This window comes from Nocardiopsis exhalans (genome assembly GCF_024134545.1).
Taxonomy (GTDB): domain Bacteria; phylum Actinomycetota; class Actinomycetes; order Streptosporangiales; family Streptosporangiaceae; genus Nocardiopsis; species Nocardiopsis exhalans.
The window spans coordinates 80,903-100,688 of record NZ_CP099837.1 but is presented as its reverse complement, the minus strand read 5'-3'; the positions used below and the strand labels follow the sequence as shown (position 1 = coordinate 100,688).

17 protein-coding genes and 1 tRNA gene are annotated in these 19,786 nt (G+C 69.2%); 6 read left to right on the top strand and 12 right to left on the bottom strand.

Annotated features, from left to right (window positions below):
- Nucleotides 1–2 precede the first annotated feature (2 nt).
- From NE857_RS00490 to NE857_RS00480, 3 genes are all read right to left on the bottom strand, one after another.
- On the bottom strand, nt 3–1,376 hold the full coding sequence (locus NE857_RS00490; RefSeq protein WP_254419309.1) for a Stp1/IreP family PP2C-type Ser/Thr phosphatase: 1,374 nt from the start codon (nt 1,374–1,376) through the stop codon (nt 3–5).
- Nucleotides 1,373–1,879, bottom strand: a complete 507-nt coding sequence (locus NE857_RS00485; protein ID WP_254419308.1) for an FHA domain-containing protein FhaB/FipA — start codon at nt 1,877–1,879, stop codon at nt 1,373–1,375. Before NE857_RS00485 ends, NE857_RS00490 begins: the two co-directional genes overlap by 4 nt.
- Before the next feature lie 293 nt (nt 1,880–2,172).
- Nucleotides 2,173–2,937, bottom strand: a complete 765-nt coding sequence (locus tag NE857_RS00480; RefSeq protein WP_425572144.1) for an FHA domain-containing protein — start codon at nt 2,935–2,937, stop codon at nt 2,173–2,175.
- Between the two features lie 230 nt (nt 2,938–3,167).
- Here NE857_RS00480 and NE857_RS00475 point away from each other — a divergent pair.
- Nucleotides 3,168–3,250, top strand: a tRNA-Leu gene (locus tag NE857_RS00475).
- A gap of 445 nt (nt 3,251–3,695) precedes the next feature.
- Here the strand turns inward: NE857_RS00475 and NE857_RS00470 are convergent.
- From NE857_RS00470 to NE857_RS00435, 8 genes are read right to left on the bottom strand one after another with little or no spacing between them, the layout of a single operon-like run.
- Nucleotides 3,696–4,595 (bottom strand): DUF6807 domain-containing protein, encoded by a 900-nt coding sequence (locus NE857_RS00470; protein WP_254419307.1) that lies wholly within the window; start codon nt 4,593–4,595, stop codon nt 3,696–3,698.
- A gap of 3 nt (nt 4,596–4,598) precedes the next feature.
- The gene (locus tag NE857_RS00465; RefSeq protein WP_254419306.1) at nt 4,599–6,518 is read right to left on the bottom strand and encodes an ABC transporter substrate-binding protein; all 1,920 of its coding nucleotides are present in this window, start codon (nt 6,516–6,518) and stop codon (nt 4,599–4,601) included.
- Nucleotides 6,518–7,558: an ABC transporter ATP-binding protein gene (locus tag NE857_RS00460; protein WP_254419305.1), complete on the bottom strand. Its 1,041-nt coding sequence runs from the start codon at nt 7,556–7,558 to the stop codon at nt 6,518–6,520. The genes NE857_RS00465 and NE857_RS00460 overlap by 1 nt, the downstream gene beginning before the upstream one ends.
- The gene (locus NE857_RS00455; RefSeq protein WP_254419304.1) at nt 7,548–8,549 is read right to left on the bottom strand and encodes an ABC transporter ATP-binding protein; all 1,002 of its coding nucleotides are present in this window, start codon (nt 8,547–8,549) and stop codon (nt 7,548–7,550) included. Before NE857_RS00455 ends, NE857_RS00460 begins: the two co-directional genes overlap by 11 nt.
- A 10-nt stretch (nt 8,550–8,559) precedes the next feature.
- Nucleotides 8,560–9,696, bottom strand: coding sequence for an ABC transporter permease (locus tag NE857_RS00450; RefSeq protein WP_254419303.1), 1,137 nt, complete (start codon nt 9,694–9,696; stop codon nt 8,560–8,562).
- A gap of 1 nt (nt 9,697) precedes the next feature.
- Entirely contained in the window at nt 9,698–10,699 is a 1,002-nt protein-coding gene (locus tag NE857_RS00445) for an ABC transporter permease (protein ID WP_254419302.1), read from the bottom strand.
- 37 nt (nt 10,700–10,736) lie between these two features.
- Entirely contained in the window at nt 10,737–11,873 is a 1,137-nt protein-coding gene (locus tag NE857_RS00440) for a Gfo/Idh/MocA family protein (RefSeq protein ID WP_254419301.1), read from the bottom strand.
- A 57-nt stretch (nt 11,874–11,930) separates the two neighbouring features.
- Nucleotides 11,931–14,414, bottom strand: coding sequence for a beta-xylosidase/alpha-l-arabinosidase (locus NE857_RS00435; protein ID WP_254419300.1), 2,484 nt, complete (start codon nt 14,412–14,414; stop codon nt 11,931–11,933).
- Between the two features lie 308 nt (nt 14,415–14,722).
- On the opposite strand from NE857_RS00435, the gene NE857_RS00430 reads away from it, so the two are divergent.
- Entirely contained in the window at nt 14,723–15,334 is a 612-nt protein-coding gene (locus NE857_RS00430) for a TenA family protein (RefSeq protein ID WP_254419299.1), read from the top strand.
- 101 nt (nt 15,335–15,435) lie between these two features.
- Here NE857_RS00430 and NE857_RS00425 read toward each other — a convergent pair whose 3' ends face one another.
- Nucleotides 15,436–15,939, bottom strand: a complete 504-nt coding sequence (locus NE857_RS00425) for an SSI family serine proteinase inhibitor (protein WP_254419298.1) — start codon at nt 15,937–15,939, stop codon at nt 15,436–15,438.
- An 82-nt stretch (nt 15,940–16,021) separates the two neighbouring features.
- On the opposite strand from NE857_RS00425, the gene NE857_RS00420 reads away from it, so the two are divergent.
- The 4 genes from NE857_RS00420 to NE857_RS00405 all read left to right on the top strand — a co-directional run bounded on the left by NE857_RS00420 (nt 16,022) and on the right by NE857_RS00405 (nt 19,752).
- Nucleotides 16,022–16,354: a rhodanese-like domain-containing protein gene (locus NE857_RS00420; RefSeq protein ID WP_017584227.1), complete on the top strand. Its 333-nt coding sequence runs from the start codon at nt 16,022–16,024 to the stop codon at nt 16,352–16,354.
- Nucleotides 16,355–16,462: 108 nt separating this feature from the next.
- Nucleotides 16,463–18,388: a sensor histidine kinase gene (locus NE857_RS00415; protein WP_254419297.1), complete on the top strand. Its 1,926-nt coding sequence runs from the start codon at nt 16,463–16,465 to the stop codon at nt 18,386–18,388.
- Between the two features lie 227 nt (nt 18,389–18,615).
- Nucleotides 18,616–19,239, top strand: coding sequence for an ATP-binding protein (locus NE857_RS00410; RefSeq protein ID WP_254419296.1), 624 nt, complete (start codon nt 18,616–18,618; stop codon nt 19,237–19,239).
- 156 nt (nt 19,240–19,395) lie between these two features.
- The gene (locus NE857_RS00405) at nt 19,396–19,752 is read left to right on the top strand and encodes an STAS domain-containing protein (RefSeq protein ID WP_193374554.1); all 357 of its coding nucleotides are present in this window, start codon (nt 19,396–19,398) and stop codon (nt 19,750–19,752) included.
- Nucleotides 19,753–19,786 lie beyond the last annotated feature (34 nt).

Sequence of the window (19,786 nt, the reverse complement as noted above, 5' to 3'; positions counted from 1 at the left end):
GGTCACCCCGATTCCTCGGCATCGTCGTCGGCGTTCGCGGCGGTCTCGCCCGAGGCCTCCTCGAGCTCACCGACGACGCGGGCCGCGTCGGCCTCGTCCTCCACCGTGATGGTGTTCCGCAGCAGGTCCCGGTCGGCCTGGGTGAGCGAATCCACCTGGATGCCGGTGCTCTCGATCTCCTCGGACAGGTCCATGCTTCCGATGCTGGTGTCGATGCCCTGGTAGACGCTGACCGTCTGACCGTCCGGGGACAGTCCCACGTAGTACTGGCTCTCCACGTACTGGCGGCCGAAGTAGTAACCGCCGCCCGCGACCAGACCCACCACCACGAGGAAGACCAGGATGATCGGCCACCAGCCGCGCCTGCGGTACTCGGGCTCGGCCGAGCGACCGCGCGCAGGCGGGGCGTCGTAGTCGTCGTGGGTGCCGTACGGCTGCTCCTCGTAGGCGGCGTCCCCCGGGCCCGAGTGGTCCTGCCGGCCCGGGATGTCGGCCGGGATCGGGTCCATCTCGGCGGTGTCGCCGCCGTTGCCGCGCAGCTCCTGGGCTCGTCTGGCCGGGCTGGTCTCGTTCGGCCCCGTCGACTCGTCCCGCTGGTCCGCGGCGCCCACCGTCTGGGAGGACGGAGTGGGGCCCTGGGCGTCGGTGTCCGTCTCGATGACGTCCGCGATGACCGCGGTGATGTTGTCCGGACCGCCGCCGCGGATGGCCAGCTCGATGAGCTTCTTGGCGGCCGCCCGCGGGTCGGTCACGGTCGCGAGGGTCTCGTGGATGGTCTTCTTGCTGACCACACCGGACAACCCGTCCGAGCAGAGCAGGTAGCGGTCGCCGACCTTCGCCTTGCTGATGGAGATGTCCGGGTCGACCGGGGTCTTGCCGTCCAGCGCACGCAGGATCAGGGACCGCTGCGGGTGGGTGGCGACCTCCTCCTCGGTGATCTTGCCCTCGTCCACGAGGGTCTGCACCAGGGTGTGGTCGTGGGTGATCTGCTCGAAGCGCGGACCGCGCAGCAGGTAGGCGCGCGAGTCGCCGATATGGATCAGGGCGACCTGGGAACCCGACCACAGCATGGCGGTCAGGGTGGTGCCCATGTTCTCCAGCTGGGGTTCCTGACGGATGCGGACGGCCAGGGACTCGTTGGCTCGCTCGACGGCCCGCTGGAGGACCTCGGCCATCTCCTCGGCCCTGGGGTCGTCCTTGGTGTCGAGCTGGCGGATGGACGAGATGGCGATGGAGCTGGCCACCTCACCGCCCGCGTAACCGCCCATACCGTCGGCTACCGCGAGGAGGTGTTGGCCGGCGTAGCCGGAATCTTCGTTGCCTTCGCGGAGGCATCCTACGTCGGAGTACGCCGCGTATCGGAGAGCGATTGTCATTTGCGCAGTTCCAGGACGGTTTTGCCGATACGGATGGGCTGACCCACCGTGATGGGCTGGGGGCGGTTCAGCTTCTGCTGGCCGAGGTAGGTGCCATTGGTGGAGTTCAGGTCCTCGACGAACCAGCGGCCGTTGTCGGAGTAGACGCGCGCGTGGCGGCCCGACGCGTAGTCATCGGTGATGACCAGGGTCGAGTCGGGGGCGCGTCCGATGAGGATGGGTTGGGAGGCCAGATCGACCGTGGTCCCTGACAGCGGGCCCTGAGTGACGGCCAGGACCGTGGGATCGTTGCGGCGCTGGCGCTGGCGCTGCGGCCGGGGCTGCTGTGCCGACGACGGAGCACGGCGCGGGGCCGGACGCGCCGAGGGGCGGGGCTTCTTCTTGGCCTTCTTCTTCGACTGACCGAAGAGGTCCGTGCGAATGACGCCGACCGCCATGAGGACGAACAGCCAAAGCACCGCGAGGTACGCGATCTTGATCAATATGAGGGTCAAGTTGGACATCGAACTGCTCTTCAGCCCCTGTCGTGCTTCGGCCGGGGTGGCGGTCATCGGCGCCGCCACCGTGTCTGCCCCACCTTCGAGTCGGTGAGTCTAGGTCGCTGGTCCGCGGCCCAGCCGGCCGCGGCCATTCTGCCCGATCGGTCAGGTCTTGCGGAGACTACCCTCCCGGCCGGATATCCGACACAGGCCCACGATCGGTCCTGACCCGGACGTCGACCTTTCAGACGCCGGATCCGGGCGGTTGGTTGCGGTCCGGTTGGTCCGGATCATCCAACTGGTCGGACTTTTGAGGTTCAGTCGCGGCGGAAGGTCATCGTGGTACGACCCAGGCTGATCCTGGTCCCGTCCACCAACCTCGCCTGCCGGACCTGCTGGCCATTGACGAAGGTCCCGTTCGTGGACCCCTTGTCCTCCAGGACGACCTCGTCGCCGTCCACCCGGATCTCCACGTGATGACGCGAGACACCGTTGTCGACCAGACGCAGGTCACAGTCGGTACCCCGGCCCAACAGAGTGACCGGTGTGGTCAGCTCGAAGGACTGCTGCATTCCCTGACTGGCGATATTGCCCTCAGCGGTCGCGCCACCGGGTGAGATGAGCAGACGGGGACGGCCGGTCTGGCGCTGCCCTCCGCCCGGACCCGGGTCACCGACCGGCTGGCGGACCTCGCCGTCCTTGACCATCGTTCCGCGGACCACACCCGAACGGATCCGGAAACGGCCCGTCTTCAGGCCGTCGTCCGACCTGAACTGGACCCGCACCGGACCCACGAACGAATAACCCTGCTCGGTCGCGTAGTCACGGGCCAGCTTGGACAGCTCCTGACCGAGGCTGTCCGCGTAGACCTCAAGGCGCTCCTTGTCGCTGGCCGAGAGCTCGACGATGAAATCGTTCGGGACCAACGTGCGTCCCTGGGCCACGATCGCTGCCCGCTCGTCCATTTCCCGCTGGACCGCGCTCGCGACCTCGACCGGCTGGAGCTCCGACTTGAAGGCCATCGCGAAGGTGCCTTCGATCATGCCCTCGAGCCTGCGCTCGAAGCGTTGGAGCACTCCCACGAGGTACCTCCCTTTTGTACTCCACTCCGTATGTGTAGACGATCGTAACCGGGCCCAGGTGCCCCTGGTTTCAGGCGCACCCCCGTGAAGGCCCTCCCGAGGCCCGGAACAGGGGCCAGCACAAACGGTGTGCAACCCACCTCCAAGCCGTGCTAGCCTTATTCATGTCGCCAGGGGGAACAGGCAAAACGCCCGAACCGCCTGGCAAAACAACTGAATGCATGTCACTCGGGCGGGTGGCGGAACGGTAGACGCGCACGGTTCAGGTCCGTGTGTCCGAAAGGATGTGAGGGTTCAAATCCCTCCTCGCCCACTCAACTCTAAGACGACCCTGGTCGCAAGCTAGCGCTTGCTGCCAGGGTCGTCTTCGTCGTGCCCTTTGGGGGGACGATCCCCCACCCCCCCGGTGTGCCGCTCGGCCTACGGCCGTCGCGCTTCGCGGCCCGTTGTGGCTGAGCTGGTCTTTTGGCACCTGGTGGCTCCTTGATGGGGTTTGCTTGAACTACGGGCCTGCGGCCTGCAAAGCCCCGTCTCTGCTCTTGACGACCCCGGTGCGTTGCTCGGCCCGCGGCCGTCGCGCTTCGCGGACCCGTGCGGTAGGGACTCACCTCGCTTGAAGCTGTTGGACTGCTCGCGGGGGTTTCGGCTTTTTGAGGTTCCTTGGGTGGGCGTGTTGAAACCGCGGGCCCTGCTGCTCCGTGGTGGCCGCTCAGGCCTCGGATTCGCGGCCACCAGTCGGCTTCTTCTTAGTTGGATCGTTAGGTGGGGCCGGTTGCGGCCAGGTTCTGCAGGCCCAGATCGGCGAGGGGTTCGGGTTCGGGGGCTCCGTCGGCGATGACCACCGCGTAGCGGTAGGTGAGGGTCTCGCCGGGGTGTGCGAGTTTCTCCTGGTCGAAGAACGGGGCCGGGCAGACGCAGGCGAACATGCCGTTGCGGACGAACCACTGGGTGGGGTGGTTGGGGTTCGTCGGGCAGTCGACGAAGACCAGGGTCGAGGTGTCGTCGGTGCCGTCGTGTTTTCCGGTGAAGGACAGCCAGGAGGAGCGCTCGCCCATCAGGTCGTCGCCGCCGGTGTTGTGCGCCGTGCGGGCGGTGCCGTTGGTGAAGGAGCGCGGGCCGCGCCAGAAGAGACCCCCGTAGCCGGCGTTGGGCCTTCCTTCGGTGGTGGGGCTGCCGAGGGCGATCACCTGGTCGGTGAGGTTGGTGAAGGACGTCTCGAAGGTGAGGGTCCAGGCTTGCGGGGTGGTGGCGGCGGTGAAGGTGCGCCTTTCGGAGAACCAGGTCTCCTGGGACTGGGTGACCCATTCGAGGAGTTCGGTGAAGCGCGCCCGGGTGGGCGTGACCTTGATGTCCTCGAACTCCTGGTGGACGGTGCTGCCGTTGTTGTCGAGCTGCTGGTAGCTGCCGTCGAGGAAGGTGGGGCCGCCCCAGAAGTTGGCGGGCCCGACGTTGGGCAGGGACCAGGCGATGCCCTTGTGCCAGACGTGGTCGTGCGGTCGGTAGAGGCTGACCTCGTTGCCGGAGAGCGTGCGCAGGGGGTGGAAGTAGGGGCGGGGAGACTCCAGCTGGGCGTCCCACGGGTTGTAGACGTAGCGCAGGAGCTCGGTGCCGTCGTGGACGAGGCGCAGGGACTTGTCGTGTTCGTGGATGAGGTCCATGGCTCACTCCTCGATGAAGTACTGCTCGGGGTTGGTCGGGCCGGGGTCGTTGTAGACCGAGGACGAGGGCATTGAGGTGGGGACGTTGCGGAAGTTGTCCGCGACGATCCCGTAGCCGGGCGGGGTGAGGCTGATGCCCATCGCGTAGAACTGCTCCTGCGACTCGGCCAGGAACTCCTTCATGAGCTCGATACGGACGTCGGGGTCGGGCTCTCCCTGGACCGCGTCGTACATCGCCATGTGGTCCTGAACGTCCTGGGGCGGCTCGATCGAGCGGCTGTCCTCGCCGTCGGAGGTGTACCACTGGGCCCACGGGATGGCGAAGTTCGATTCGCCGCTGTGCAGCGGTCCGTACCAGCGGGGGTCGTAGACGGCGTCCATCAGTCCGGCGTCACCGGACCACACGTTGGCGTCGTGGGTGTTGTTCTCCCGGTTGTTCTGCCACAGGGAGCGGTCCTCGGTGTTGAGGTCCACGTCGATGTCCAGCTCCTGCCAGAAGCCCACGACCATTTCCATGGAGTCGACGATGTCGGTGCGGAAGTCGGTGGGCACGGAGAGGCTGAAGCGGACCGGGGTGCCGTCCGGGCTCACGCGGACTCCGTTCTCGACGGAGTAGCCGGCTTCGTCGAGGATCTCGTTGGCCAGGTCGATGTCGTACTCGGTGTACTGCTTGGCCAGCTCCTCGTTGAAGAAGGGGCTCTCCACACGGGGAGCGCCCTGCCAGGGTTCGCCCTGTTCCTGGTAGACGACGTCGATGATGTCCTGGCGGTTGACGGCGTGCGACAGGGCGATCCGGAAGTCCTTGTCGTTGAAGATCGTCCGCAGGCCCTCGTCCTCGTGGGTGAGGTTCAGGGAGATCATCGCCGTGTTCATCTCACCGGGGACCATCTCGAAGAAGTCGTAGCCGCCGGACTCGCGGTTCTCGGCGAGGGTGGGGCGGTTGCCCAGGGTGTTGATGTGTCGGGCGTGCATGTCGATCTCGCCGTTGAGGGCGCGGACCAGCATGACCTCCTCGTCCTGGAGGATGTGGAAGTTGACCCGGTCGATGTAGGGCAGCTGGTTGCCCTCGGTGTCGACCTTCCAGTAGTAGGGGTTGCGCTCCACGACCATGCGGCCGGAGTCCGCGAGGGGCTCCACCACCTGCCAGGCGCGGATGGTGGGCATGTCCGGGTTCTGCCAGTACTGGGCCGAGCTCAGGACGCCGGCTTTGTCGTCCAGCATCTCGATCCAGTCGGTGTAGCCCTCCTCGGCGGCGAGCTCGTCGGCGTCCGGGTTGTGGTCGATGTGGAACTCCGCGAGGTAGTGCTTGGGCTTCTCGAGGAGCTGATAGAGGATGAAGTCGTTCTCGATCCACAGGGCGTTGGGCTCGTCCCAGCTGATCGTGAAGGTGTGGTCGTCGACCTTCTCGCCGTCGCCCGGGTCGGAGGCCGCCATCGGGCTCACGTCGTGGTTGTTGAAGATGTCGTTGAGCGCGAACAGGATGTCGTCGGTGGTGAAGGGCTCGCCGTCGGACCAGCGGATGCCCTCGCGGATGGTGACGGTCAGCTCGGTGGCGTCGTCGTTGTACTCCCACTCGGTGGCGATGTTGGGTACGGATTCCTCCCATTCGGGGTCCCAGCGCACGAAGTTCTCGTAGGCCACGGTCCGGCCGAGCCAGGGCCAGTCGTGCACGCCGAGGATGGCGGTGTTCCACTCGCCCCCGTACCGGCCGATCTCCTCGTGCGGCTCCACGACGAGGGGTTCGGCGGGCAGGCGCTCCTCCAGGGGCGGGAGGTCGCCGCTGTCGACCAGGGTGGCGAGCATGGGAGCCTCGCCCTCCCCCTGGATCTGGTCGCTGCTCTCGGTGTCGGGGTCGAAGGAGAAGAACGAGCAGCCGGTGGTCAGCATGACCGCCGCGGCGCCCGCGAGGAAGGGTTTTCGCATTACCTGTTCCTGACTGTGTGCGGTGGGGGATCGCCGGTGATTCCGGCTAGTCGGAGGTCGTCGGCGTGGTGGCAGGCGACCGTGCGCCCCTCTCCGAGGGAGCGAGGGGCCGGTACCTCGGTGGCGCAGAGTTCGGTGGCGTGGCGGCACCGGGGGTTGAAGGGGCAGCCGGAGGGGGGTTTCGAGGGGTCAGGCACCTCTCCGGTGAGACGGACGCGCTCGCGTGAGCCGCGCAGGCGGGGATCGGGGACGGGGACCGAGGAGATCAGGGCTTCGGTGTAGGGGTGCCGGGGGTTGCCGAAGAGCTCGGTGGTGGGTGCGATCTCGACGATCCGGCCGAGGTACATGACCGCGACCCGGTCGCAGACGTGTTCGACGACGGAGAGGTCGTGGGAGACGAACAGGTAGGTGAGCCCCATCTCGTCCTGCAGGTCCTGGAGGAGGTTGAGGATCTGGGAGCGCACCGAGGTGTCCAGGGCGCTGACCGCTTCGTCCGCGACGACGAGGCGGGGGCCCGGGGCGAGTGCGCGGGCGATACTGACGCGTTGGCGCTGGCCGCCGGAGAAGGCGTGCGGGTAGCGGCGGAGGTGGGAGATATCGAGGCCGACGCGTTCGGTGATGTCGCGCACCCGGTGGTCGATCTCCGGTCCGGCGAGGTCGGTGAGCATGCGCAGGGGTTCGCTGATGATGTCGCGCAGGGTCATCCGGGGGTTCAGGGAGGAGTGCGGGTCCTGGAAGACCATGCGCACCTCGCGTTGGTAGACGCGTTCGTCGGTGCGGGCGAGGTTGAGGGCGTCCAGGAGCCGGTTCCGGCTGTCGCGGTAGCTGATGGTGCCGGTGGCCTCGGGACGCACGCGCATGACGCTGGAGCCGAGGGTGGTCTTGCCGCAGCCGGACTCGCCGACGAGACCGAGGGTCTCCCCGGGGCGGATGTCGAGGTTGACGTCGGTGACGGCGCGGACGTAGCGCCGGGGGCGGCGGCCGCGAACGGGAAAGGAGACCTCGAGGTCGCGCACGCTCAGGATGCTGTCAGTGGGCACGGGCGGGCTCCTCCTGGAGCAGGCAGCGGACCTGGTGGTGGGGTTCGGGTTCGGTGACGGGCGGAACGGTGGTGTCGCACAGGCCCTCGACCGCCTCGGGGCAGCGGGTGCGGAACACACACCCGGTGGGTTGGCTGGTGGGGACGGTGCCCCGGATGGTGGGGAGCCGTCCCTTGCGTGAGGCGCCCAGACGGGGGACGGCTTCGAGGAGCGCACGGGTGTAGGGGTGGCGGGGACTGTGGAAGATATCGTCCACGGGCCCCTGTTCGACCACGGTGCCGAGGTACATGACGGCGACGTCGTCGGCGATCTCGGCGACCACGCCCATGTCGTGGGTGATGAACAGGACGCCCATGCCGCTTGCGCGTTGGAGGTCGGCCAGGAGGTCGAGGATCTGCGCCTGGGTGGTCACGTCGAGGGCGGTGGTGGGTTCGTCCGCGATGAGCAGGCGGGGAGAGCAGGAGAGCGCCATCGCGATCATCACGCGTTGGCGCATGCCGCCGGAGAGCTGGAAGGGGTAGGAGTCCACGACGCGTTCTGCCCCGGGTACCCGTACGTGGTTCAGGAGCTCGATCGCGCGCAGGCGCGCCTCCTTGCGGGAGATGCCGGTGTGGATCCGCAGGCCCTCGCCTATCTGGTTGCCCACGGTGTGCACCAGGGAGAGGGAGGACATGGGTTCCTGGAAGATCATGGCCACGTCGTTGCCGCGCACGGAGCGGATCTTGCGGCCGGTGGGGTGCAGGGCGGCGAGGTCGGTGGGTTCGCCATCGGTGTGGAGGAGGATCTGACCGGCCACGACGCGTCCGGGAGGTTCCACGAGTTGGAGGACTGAGCGGGCCATGGCGCTCTTGCCGCAGCCGCTCTCTCCGACCACGCAGAGGGTGCGGCCGCGGTGGACGCGCAGGTCCACCCCGTCCACGGCGCGGATGGTGGTGTCGTCGGTCTGGAAGTGCGTGCGCAGCCCGCGGATGTCCAGGAGGGTGTCGTGCATCGTCGGCCTCCTACCGGTAGGGGTCGGCGGCGTCGCGGATGCCGTCGCCGACGAAGTTGAGGACCAGGACCGCCACGGTCACCGCGACCCCGGGCAGCAGCACCCAGGGGGCGCCCGCGATCGAGTGGATGTTCTGCGCTTCCTGGAGGAGCACGCCCCAGCTGACGACGGGGGCTTGGAGCCCCAGGCCGAGGAAGGACAGCGAGGTTTCGGCGAGGATCATGAACGGCACGGCCAGAGTGAGCGAGGCGATGATGTGGCTGGTGAAGGACGGCAGCATGTGCCGGCCGATCACGCGTCCGCTGCGGCAGCCGTCGAGTCGGGCGGCGGTCACGAAGTCCTCCTGGCGTAGGGACAGGAACCGGCCGCGGACCACCCGGGCCAGGTCGGTCCAGCCGATCAGCGAGAGGATGACGGTGATCGCCAGGTAGGTCTGGATCGGCCCCCACTCGCGGGGGACCGCGGCGGACAGGCCCATCCACAGGGGGATGGTGGGTACCGACATGAGGAACTCGATGACGCGCTGGATGAGGTTGTCGATCCGGCCGCCGAAGTAGCCGGAGATCCCACCCAGGACCAGGCCGAGGACGAACGACATCGCCACCCCGGCGAGGCCGATCGACATCGAGACCCGGGTGCCGTGGATGATCCGTGAGGCCATGTCGCGGCCGTTGCGGTCGGCGCCGAGGAAGTACACCTCGTGGTCGGGGTCCTTGGCGCCGATGAGGTGCCGGTCCGAGGGGACGAGCCCCCACATCTCGTAGGACCGGCCCCGGACGAAGAGGCCGACGGGGATTTTCGTGGACTCGTCCACGGTGTACTGGTTGGCGAAGGTCTCCGGGTCGCGTTCGACGCTGTAGTCGTACACGTACATGCCGATCTGGAAGCCGTCGCTGGTGTCCACGAAGTGCAGCCGCTGGGGAGGGGCGTGGGTGCGGGCGGCGTCGTAGGCCTGGGGGGTGCTGGGGGAGAGGAATTCGGCGAAGACCGAGACCAGGACCAGCCCGGCCAGCATCAGCGCGCCGGCCACCGCGAGTTTGTTGCGGCGGAAGCGCCGCCAGATCAGGACCCGCTGGGGGACGTCGCCCGGGTCCCGCTCGGGCTCGGCGCCGGGGGTCGGGGTCGGGAGCTCGGGGGTGCGGACCATGTCAGACCCTCTCCACGTGTTGGTGCCGGATACGCGGGTCCCACCAGGCCAGGAGCAGGTCGGACAGGAGCGTGCCGATGACGGTCAGCGCGCCGAGGACGAGGATGAAGCTCCCGGCCAGGTACATGTCCTGGCTGCGCAGCGCCTCCACCAGGAGCGGGCCGGTGGTCTCCAGGCTCAGGACGATGGAGACCAGCACCTCGCCGCCGATGAGGGTGGGCAGGATCCAGCCGATGGTGCTGATGAAGGGGCTCAGCGACATCCGCACCGGGTACTTGAGGATGAGCCGCCACTCGGGCAGGCCCTTGGCCCGCGCGGTGGTCACGTAGGGCTTGCGCAGCTCGTCCAGGAGGTTGGCGCGCAGCACCCGGATCAGCGCCGCTGTCCCCGCCGTGCCGATGATCAGCACCGGGATCCACAGGTTGGACACCGCGTCCAGGAGCTTGCCGAGGTTCCACGCGGCGTCGGCGTATTCGGCGGAGAAGACCCCGCCGACGCTCTGCCCGAAGTAGCGGAAGGAGACCCAGGCGAACAGCAGCGCCAGCATGAAGTTCGGGGTGGCCAGCCCGACGAAGCCGATGAAGGTGACCACGTAGTCGCCCACCGAGTACTGGCGCACCGCCGAGTAGACGCCGATGGGGAAGGCGATCAGCCAGCTCAGCAGGAGGGTGCTGACCGCCAGGACGACGGTGAGGCCGATCCGGTTCCAGATCAGGTCCGAGACGTCGCGGCGGTACTGGAAGGACTGGCCGAAGTCGCCGCTGGTGAGGATCCCGGAGATCCACTTCCAGTACTGGACGATGACCGGGTCGTTGAGCCCGTACCTCTCTTCCAGGGCGCGGATCTGCGCGCCCTCCACACCCTGGCCCTGCGCGGACAGCTGCGCGATGTAGGCGGTCAGAAAGTTGCCCGGCGGCAGCTGGATGACCAGGAACGCGACCACGGAGATCGCGAACAGGGTCGGCACCATGTAGAGGCAGCGCCGGACTATGTAGCCGCGCATGCGGAACCTCCCACCGCGATGGCTCCCCCACGGGTTCTCACAGCGCGCGGCCCCCGTTCATCCGGTCGTGGAAGGGGGAGCCGGGACCCAGATCGGCGGGGGTGACCGGTCGCTGCTCGAAGGAGGAGGCGTACACGGCCGCGACCAGGCGCAGGGAGCTCAGGGCGTCCCGGGAGGTCACCGGTGGCGGGTTTCCGGCGCGCAGCGCGTCCAGCACCTGGACGATCTGCGAGTGGTGGCCGCTGTTCACCCCGTGCTCCCCGGCCTCCCAGGCGGCCGTGATCTCTTCCTCGAAACCCGGAGCCGGGGTCAGGCGCCAGTCGTCGTCCCCGTAGCCGTACAGGTGGGTCAGCTCGACTGTGGCGCGCTCGAAGTCGATCCGGATACGGCTCTCCTCCTGCGGGGACAGCAGGCTGGTGACCACGCTCGCGATCGCGCCGTTGGCGAAGTCGACCCTGGCCAGGGACACGTCCTCGGTCTCGACGTCCCGGGCCTGGCGGCGGACCACCGCGGAGACCTCCGTCCACTCCCCCAGCAGGGCGAGGAGGAGGTCGGTCTGGTGGATGCCGTGGCCCAGCGTCGGGCCGCCGCCCTCGGTCTCCCACTTCCCGCGCCAGGGGAGGTCGAAGTACTCCTGCGGGCGGAACCACGTGGTGTGGCAGGTCGCCAGCAGGGGACGCCCCAGCACACCGGAGTCCGTGAGCGCGCGCAGGCGCAGCGCCCCCGAACCGAAGCGGTGCTGGAAGACCGTCGCCATCCACGGTCCGCGGTCCCCGCCCTCGGCGGCGGCCATCTTCTCCGCCTCGGCCAGGCTCAGCGCCGGGGGTTTCTCCACGAGGACCGAGGCGCCGGCGCCGAGGCAGGCCTCGACCTGGGCCCGGTGGACCCCGGGCGGGGTGCACACGTGCACCAGGTCGGGGCGTTCGGCGGTGAGCATCCGGTCGAGGTCGGCGTAGCCGCGCGGGATCGTGTGCCGGGACCGGAAGGACTCCAGCGCCTGCGGGTCGACGTCGACGGCCGCGACGAGTGCGGCGCGTTCTGGTTCGGCGAGCAGGGCCTGGGCGTGGAACCGGGCGATGTTCCCGGTACCGACGATCGCCACGCGCAGTGGTTCGGGGAGGGGGGACGGTGCTGACGCGGGGACCGGGGCGGGGTCCGACGACGGAGAGCTCATGACGGGGGCCTCCTCGGGGTTCGGGACAGGGGGTGCGGGGTGGCGGGCCGGGCACGGTCACCTCCGGGGCGACCGGGGCAGGGGATCGGCGGGAGCCTCGGAGCCGAGCTGGATGTCGCAGGTGAGTCTGCGGGTGTGGTCCACGGGACGGACGGGGCCGGTGAGCAGCACGGGGAAGGGGAGTCCGGGGTCCGCGCTGGAGGCGGCCAGGGTGAGGACGAGCTCGCCGGGTTCGACGATCCGCTGCCCGGCGGGACCGGTGTAGGACGCCAGGTCGGCGTGGACGGTGAAGCGCACTGTGCGCGCACGGCCGGGTTCGAGGGGCACGCGCGTGTAGCCGATGAGGCGGCGGACCGGCTGGGCCGCCTGGGCGACCGGGTCGGACAGGTAGAGCTGGACGACCTCGGTGCCTGTCACGGCCCCGGTGTTGCGGACGGTGCACTCGACCGTCACCGAGCCGTCGGTGGTGGTCGGGGCCGGTTGGCCGGGGTCGGGGGGAGTGTCGTCGATCCGGGGGTTCTCCCAGCCGAAGCTCGTGTAGGACAGGCCGTGGCCGAAGGCGTGCCGGGCGGTCGGGTCCACCGAGCTGACCTGGTTGCGGTGGGCCAGGGGCGGGCCCAGATAGGTGGCGGGCTGGCCGCCGGGGTCGCGGGGGACGGACACGGGCAGGCGGCCGCTGGGGTTCACCCGTCCGGAGAGCACACCGGCCAGGGCGCTGCCGCCCTCTTCGCCGGGGAAGAAGGCCTGCACGGAGGCGGCCAGCCGGTCGGCGGCCGTGCCCAGCGCGTAGGGACGCCCGGAGACGAGTACGGCCACCACGGGGGTGCCGGTCGCCACCAGTTCTTCCAGGAACTGTTGTTGGACCCCGGGCAGGGTGAGGCCGGTGGCGTCGCAGCCCTCGCCTGTGGTGCCCCGGCCGAAGAGGTCGGAGCGGTCGCCGAGCACCGCCACGCACACGTCGGCTGCGCGGGCCGAGGTCAGGGCTTCGGCGAACCCCTCGGTGCTCTCGCCGTCCACCGAACAGCCTTCGGCGTGGTCGATGTGTGTCTTCGGCAGCTCCTCGGCCAGGGACTCCAGGAGGGTGGGGATCTCCACGCCCCGGGCCACGTCGGGGTGGTGGCGGCCGACGTGGGCGGGGAAGGAGTAGCAGCCGAGCGCGGCGTCGGCGGTGTCCGCGAGCGGACCGACCACGGCCATGGTCCTGGGCCGGGTGAGGGGCAGCAGCCCGGCGGGGTTGTCCAGCAGGACCACGGACTCCTCGGCCAGGCGCCGGGCGAGGGCGCGGTGCTCGGGCGGGTCCAGGTCGAGGACGCGGTGCTCCGCCGGGTCCGGGCCGAGGGCTCTGCTGTTACCGGAGACACCGCCGTTGTCGGAGACCTGTGCGGTGGCGGGGCCTTCAGGGGACCAGTCCGGGTCGAGCATGCCGAGCGCGCACTTCTGCCGCAGGACGCGCCGGGCCGCCCGGTCCACCAGTTCCTCGGGGACCCGGCCGGCGCGGACCCCGGCGACCAGCCGGTCCCCGTAACAGGCCACGGTCGGCAGTTCCACGTCCACGCCCGAGGCCAGGGCCAGCGCCCCGGCCCGGGAGGGGGACTCGGCCACCCCGTGCAGGGTGTGCAGGAAGGAGACCCCGAAGTAGTCGGCGACGACGGTCCCCTCGAAGCCCCACGTGTCCCGCAGCAGGCGGGTGAGCAGGCCGTGGTCGGCCGCGGCGGGGAGGCCGTCGTTGTCGTTGTAGGCGTGCATCACCGAACCGGCGCGGCCCTCGCGCAGGGCCATCTCGAACGGAGGGAGCAGGACGTCGGCGAACTCGCGCGGGCCGACGCAGACCGGGGCGAGGTTGCGTCCGGCGCGGGAGGCCGAGTGCCCGGCGAAGTGTTTGAGGGTGGCCACGATGCCGGTGGACTGCAGGCCGCGGACGTAGGCGGTGCCCACGGTGGCGACCAGGTGGGGGTCCTCGCCGATGGTCTCCTCGGTGCGGCCCCAGCGGAGGTCCCGGGCCACGTCCAGGACCGGGGCGAGCCCTTGGTGGACGCCCACGTCGCGCATGCTCCGCCCGATCTGCGCGGCCATCCGCTCGACCAGGTCGGGGTCGAAGCTCGCGCCCCAGGCGAGGGGGACGGGGTAGACCGTGGCGGTCCAGGCGGCGAAGCCGGTCAGGCACTCCTCGTGGGCCAGGGCCGGGATCGCGAAGCGGTTGGCCGCCATGATCTCCCGTTGGCTCCGGGCCAGGGAGGCGCGCCCGGCGGCGGGGTCGACCGGGACCGTGCCGAAGGGGCGGGTGAGCTGGCCCAACCCCTGGGCGATGGCCTCCTCCCACACGGGCGGTTCCTGGGACAGGTCGTGCTGGTGGGGCGCGACGGGGGCGCCGGAGGTGTCCGCGCTCACCCAGAGCCCGTGCAGCTGGGCGGTCTTCTCCTCCAGGGTCATCGCGGCCAGGAGCAGCTCCACACGTTGGTCGATCGGGGTGGAGGGGTCTCGCCAGTCGGGGGCCGCCGACGTCTGGTCCGCCGTGTTCGTGTCACCGGTGGATCGGGTCAAGGAATGCCTTCCTCGGGTGGGGGTCCGGGGCCGTCCAGGGGTATGGGGACGCACCGAAAGTTTCGTAAATTTTCGCGAAACTTATTGGCGGTGAATGTACGTCCGCGATGCCGACAGGGTCAACCCACCCAGAGACTCAAATCACATCAAATCTGTGCTGTTCCTGTTCAGCCAGGTCAGTGTTCTGGGAAATCGGGTTCCGAAATTTCCGGGAGTGTGGCGGCCGAATCTTCGGGAAGTTTCGAAGGCAAGGCTCTGGCAGGGACTCAGGGCTTGGGTCGAAAACACCCGGATGAGACACTCCGGGCGTGGGAATCATCGAGAGACTTCATGAGATCGGGCGGCCGCTGGTCGCCGAACAGCTCGCGCACCCGACGGTCGCCGGGATCGCCCGCGGCGACCTCGACGAGCGGGCCTTCCGCTACTGGCTGGAGCAGGACCACCTCTACCTGCTCGACTACGCCCGGGCCTTCTCCCGGCTGGCCTGGCAGGCGCCGGACGGACACCTGGCGGACCTGGTCGGGATCGCGCACAGCACCCTCACCGAGGAACTGGAACTGCACCGTTCCCTGTCCGGGGAGTTCGGTGCCGACCTGACCACCAAGGACAAGGGCCCCGCCTGCGAGGCGTACACGTCCTGGATCCTGGACGCGGCGGCCGACTACCGGGACGGGCTCGCCGCCGTCTACCCCTGCATGTGGGGCTACAACCAGCTGGGCATCGAGCTGGCCAGGACCCGGCCCGAGGAGCCGCGTTACCGCCGCTGGGTGGACACCTACGCCGACCCCGGCTTCACCGAGCTGACCGAGAAGTACGGGCGCATGCTTGAGGAGGCGGACCCCGCCCCGGAGCGCGCCGAGCGCTTCTTCCTGGAGGGCATGCGCCACGAGGTCGCCTTCTGGGACACGCCCTACACGTAGGCCGCACGTCGGCCCCAGACACGTCGGCCCCAGACAAAGCAGAGGAGGGGCGGACCGGCTGGTCCGCCCCTCCCTCAGGGGTCAACGGTTATCGGGGGGCTTCAGGGGTTGAGCACCGTGTCGAGCTCCGCGAAGCGGTCGATCTCGCAACCGTTGCGCTTGTTGAACTCGGTGTCGATCTCGGTGCCGTTCACGTGCCCGGTGACATGCGCGACCTCGGGGCCGCCCATCTGCATCGTGCACATCATGTCGCTGGTGTCCATGGTGAACGGCTCGGTCCCGGCCTCCTCGATCTCGGCACAGGCCGCCTCGGGGTCGGGATGGTCACCGCCCACGGGGGCACAGGTCAGGGTCCATTCGCCTGGTTCGAACCCCTCCTCGGCCGTCAGGCCGTCCTCATCGGATACGGAGCGTTCGATGACCAGTTCCACCTCGGCGGAACCGTCCTCGGCGGCGGTGTCTTCGTTGGGGGCTTCGTTCTCGGTCTCGGGTGCCGGCGCGTTCACCTCGGTGGGCTCGTTGCCGCAGGCCGTGATAAGCAGGCCAAGAGCTGCGAGTGCGGCGAGGCGGGTCGGCAGGGCCGTTGCGAAGGTGTGCTTACGCATACCGTTTGGACGTGGAGCTCCCACCCGCGGTTCCACGGATTCTCACTTTTTTCGGACACGCCTGACACAGGGGGTCACCATCATGTTCGGTGGACAGGTCGCAGAGGTTCTCGTGAACGAGGTTCCCGAGGACGGATACCTTCTCGACGTCCGCGAGGACGACGAGTGGCGGGCGGGCCACGCGCCCGACGCCGTGCACATTCCGCTGGGCACGCTCGGCGAGCGCGCCGCGGAGGTGCCCAAGGACAAGAAGGTCTACGTCATCTGCCGGGCGGGCGGCCGCTCGGCCCAGGCCACCATGGCGCTGAACCAGGCGGGCTGGGACGCGGTGAACGTCGCGGGCGGCATGCAGGCCTGGGACCACGCGGCCCGGGACATGAAGGCGGAGGACGACGGCGAGCCCCGGGTCATCTGAGGTTTCGGTCGGCCCGTCCGACCGGTTCGGCTGGGGCGCGCGCGTCGAATTTGGTCGGATTGTGCGAAGCCCTGCCACTCGGGGCCCTTCGGGTGGCACTATGGCGACGTGAGTTCCGAGCGCGCGCCCCTCAGCGCCGAAGCCGTGCTGGCCTCTTCGGCTGACGCGGTGATCGGCATCGACGGCGAGCTCAGAGTCACCCTCTGGAACCCGGCGGCCGAGCGGATGTTCGGCTGGACCGCGGCCGAGGTGCTCGGCGGCGGACTGCCGATCATCCCCCGCGAGCTGCGGCCGGAGTACAGCGCGGTGCTCGAACAGGTGCGTGCCGGAACCCCGCTGACGATCTTCACCCGCCGGCTGCGCAAGGACGGTACCGCCGTCGACGTGCGGGTCAGCACCAGCTGCGTGCACGACGACCACGGGCGACACGCCGGGTGGGCGCTCGTGCTCTACCCGAGCGAGAAGGAGGGGCAGGCGCAGAGCTCCGCGATGGAGCGCGCCCGCCTGGTGCGCCGGCTCACCGACGTGGTAGCCGACATCAACGCCGACCTCAGCCTCAAATCGGTCCTGGACCGCATCATCAGCAGCCTGACCGAGCTCACCGGGGCGGACGCGGGCGGGTTCGTCCTGCTCAACGAGAACCGGGTGAAGCTGGTCAGCCTCACCCACCTGTCCGAGGAGCTGCACGGGGTCAGCGCGTCCCTGGAGTCCAGCCTGTTCGGCGAGCTCCTGCGCAGCGGAAAGTCCGTGCTGCTGGCCAACAGCGACACCCGCAGCCTGGAGGACCTGATCTGGGCCGACCTGCCCGGGCTGCACACCATCGCCCTGTGCGTGTCCAACGTGCGGGGCCGCCCCTACGGCGCGCTGTACGCGTTGTACAGCCAGCGCAAGGTGGGGCACGTGGAGCTGGAACTCCTGGAACTGCTCACCGCGCACGCCGGGGTGGCGATCGGCAACGCGATGGCCTACGAGGAGCTCAAGCTCCAGCGGCTCAGGGAACAGGCGGTCGTCGACTCCAGCGCGGACGGGATCGCGGTGCTGGACTCCCACGGCAGGGTTCGCAAGTGGAACCGTTCGGCGGCGGAGCTCACCGGTTACTCGTTCGAGATGATGGAGGGGCGGCACCCGCCGTTCCCGATCCCCGACGCGCACGGCGAACCCGTCAAGCACCGCAACGAGGGCGGCCGGTGGCTGGAGATCCTCATGGCGCGGATCCCGGACACCGACGAGTGGGTGGTGGACTTCCGCGACATCTCCGCGCAGAAGGCGCTGGAGGAGGAGCGGGAGTTCTTCCTGGCCAGCACGGGGCACGAACTCCGGACCCCGGTCACGGTGATCCAGGGGTACGCGGCCCTGCTGTCCCGCAAGGGCGAGCGGCTGGGCCCGGAGGGGCGACAGGAGGCCAGCGAGATCATCCTGGACCGCGCCCGATCGCTCGCCGAGCTGGTGGAGCGGCTCCGGTTGGGGTCGGACGTGGCCAGCGGTGAGATGACCGTGGACCGGGTCCCCTTCGACCTCGTGGAGCTGCTCGGCCAGTCCGTCACCGCCTTCCGCCCGCTGGCCGAACTCCAGGACCTGACCCTGGACACCGACGGCACCCTCTGGACCGTCGGAGACCCGCTGGTCACCGGCATGGTCATCGACCAGCTGCTGGAGAACGCCCTGAAGTTCTCACCCAGCGGCGGGACGGTGCGGGTCAAGGTGGAGGAGGGCGAGGACACCGTCACCATCCACGTCGACGACGAGGGCATCGGCATCGACCCCGGCGACGAGGAGCGGATCTTCGAACGCTTTTTCCAGAGCGGCGAACGAGGCGACCGCCGGGGGTACAGCGGGCTGGGGATCGGCCTGTACATCGTGCGCCAGCTGGTGCGTGAACAGGGCGGTGAGGTGACCGCCCACCGTCTGGAGAACGGCACCCGGATGCGGGTCACACTGCCTCGGCACCGGGGCGAGGAGGGCGAACTCGGCGCCGTCGTGTCCGAAACACCTCAGGGGAGGGGCGGAACGGAGGTTTCGTCGGTAAAGGCGTAGAGCGGACACTGGGCGTCACGGGAAACAACAAAAACCTCATGGGCCCCAGAAGTCCTGTCACGTCGTGGATTCGCGCGTCCGAAGCGCGGATCCTCCCGGCGGATTCACCTCCCGGCGGGTTTCCGATGTGAGGGATCGGGGCATTTCCACCCCTGGTGGAATTCGCTGGCACACAACGGGCGGGTTCCGGGCTGACCGAGAAGTACGAACTCGCAGGGACGAAAGCTGTGTCAGGAGACAACGCCGCACGCGACAACGGGGACCTCCGGAGCCCTCTGAAGGTCGAGCGAAGCGTCGTTCTTCCCTATGCCCCGGAAAGCGTCACCCTCGCCCGACAAGGGCTGTGTACCGACCTGCGGGCCCTGGACGTGTGCGCCGACCGGGTCGATGACGCCGCCCTCATCCTCAGTGAACTGGTCAGCAACGCCCTCAGACACGCGAGCCCCCTGCCCGACCACACCGTGGGTGTGTCCTGGCGGGTGGAGGTCGCCCCCGGCACGGACCCGGCCGACAGCTGGCTGGAGATCTCGGTGCGCGACGGCGGTTCCAGCACCATGCCGCGGGTGTCGCGGCCCTCCCTGTCCGGCCTGGGCGGCCGCGGGCTGAGCATCGTGCAGATGCTGGCGGGCCGCTGGGGCACCGAGATGGACGCGACCACCACCACGGTATGGGCGGTCCTGGAGGTCACCACCGAGGAGCACGGCGGCCTCGACCCGAACGACGTGGACACAGTGGACGTGGACACAGTGGACGCGGACGCGGTGGACACGGGTGCGTTGGACGCGGCCGACGTGGTCGAGCTCGAGCTGCGGATCGAGCGGGGCGAACCCGCCTGGAGCGGTCCGCTCTGAGTCGCCGCTGAGCAGCGCCGCTGTATCCCTCCACCGCCCCTGTGCACCGGACCCCCGTCTCACGCCCTGGGATACTGGGCGGAGGAACGTGACCGATGTGGGGAAACGCCGCCAACGAGGTGGCCCGGCCTGGCCTTGGCCGCTACAGTCACGTCTGTGGAGTTGAAGATATCAAGCCGATCTCAAGATGACGTCGCAGTGGTAACCGTTGGCGGTGAGATCGATCTGTACACGGCACCCCAGTTGCGCAACGAGCTCGTCGAGTCCCTGGAAGCAGGGACACGGCGGCTGGTCATCGATATGTCCAGGGCGGAGTTCTGTGACTCGACCGGCATCAGCGTCCTGCTCTCCGCGATGAAGCGTTCCCGCGACCGCGGCGGCGACCTGGAACTCGTGGCGCCCAAACCGGCGGTCATGAAGGTCCTCCAGGTCACCGGCCTGGACGAGGTTTTCGTGATCCACCCCGACCTCGACGCGTTGCCGGTGGCCGCGGGGACCGGCACCGCGCAGTAGCGCCGGTGGCACGAGCGCGGCCGGAGCCGCGGGA

What these genes read in the sequence shown, in the direction of transcription:
- NE857_RS00490 (WP_254419309.1), bottom strand. Translation starts at nt 1,376, where the DNA reads ATGACAATCGCTCTCCGATACGCGGCGTACTCCGACGTAGGATGCCTC.
- NE857_RS00485 (WP_254419308.1), bottom strand. Translation starts at nt 1,879, where the DNA reads ATGTCCAACTTGACCCTCATATTGATCAAGATCGCGTACCTCGCGGTG.
- NE857_RS00470 (WP_254419307.1), bottom strand. Translation starts at nt 4,595, where the DNA reads ATGGACCTCATCCACGAACACGACAAGTCCCTGCGCCTCGTCCACGAC.
- NE857_RS00465 (WP_254419306.1), bottom strand. Translation starts at nt 6,518, where the DNA reads ATGCGAAAACCCTTCCTCGCGGGCGCCGCGGCGGTCATGCTGACCACC.
- NE857_RS00455 (WP_254419304.1), bottom strand. Translation starts at nt 8,549, where the DNA reads ATGCACGACACCCTCCTGGACATCCGCGGGCTGCGCACGCACTTCCAG.
- NE857_RS00450 (WP_254419303.1), bottom strand. Translation starts at nt 9,696, where the DNA reads ATGGTCCGCACCCCCGAGCTCCCGACCCCGACCCCCGGCGCCGAGCCC.
- NE857_RS00445 (WP_254419302.1), bottom strand. Translation starts at nt 10,699, where the DNA reads ATGCGCGGCTACATAGTCCGGCGCTGCCTCTACATGGTGCCGACCCTG.
- NE857_RS00440 (WP_254419301.1), bottom strand. Translation starts at nt 11,873, where the DNA reads ATGAGCTCTCCGTCGTCGGACCCCGCCCCGGTCCCCGCGTCAGCACCG.
- NE857_RS00425 (WP_254419298.1), bottom strand. Translation starts at nt 15,939, where the DNA reads ATGCGTAAGCACACCTTCGCAACGGCCCTGCCGACCCGCCTCGCCGCA.
- NE857_RS00420 (WP_017584227.1), top strand. Translation starts at nt 16,022, where the DNA reads ATGTTCGGTGGACAGGTCGCAGAGGTTCTCGTGAACGAGGTTCCCGAG.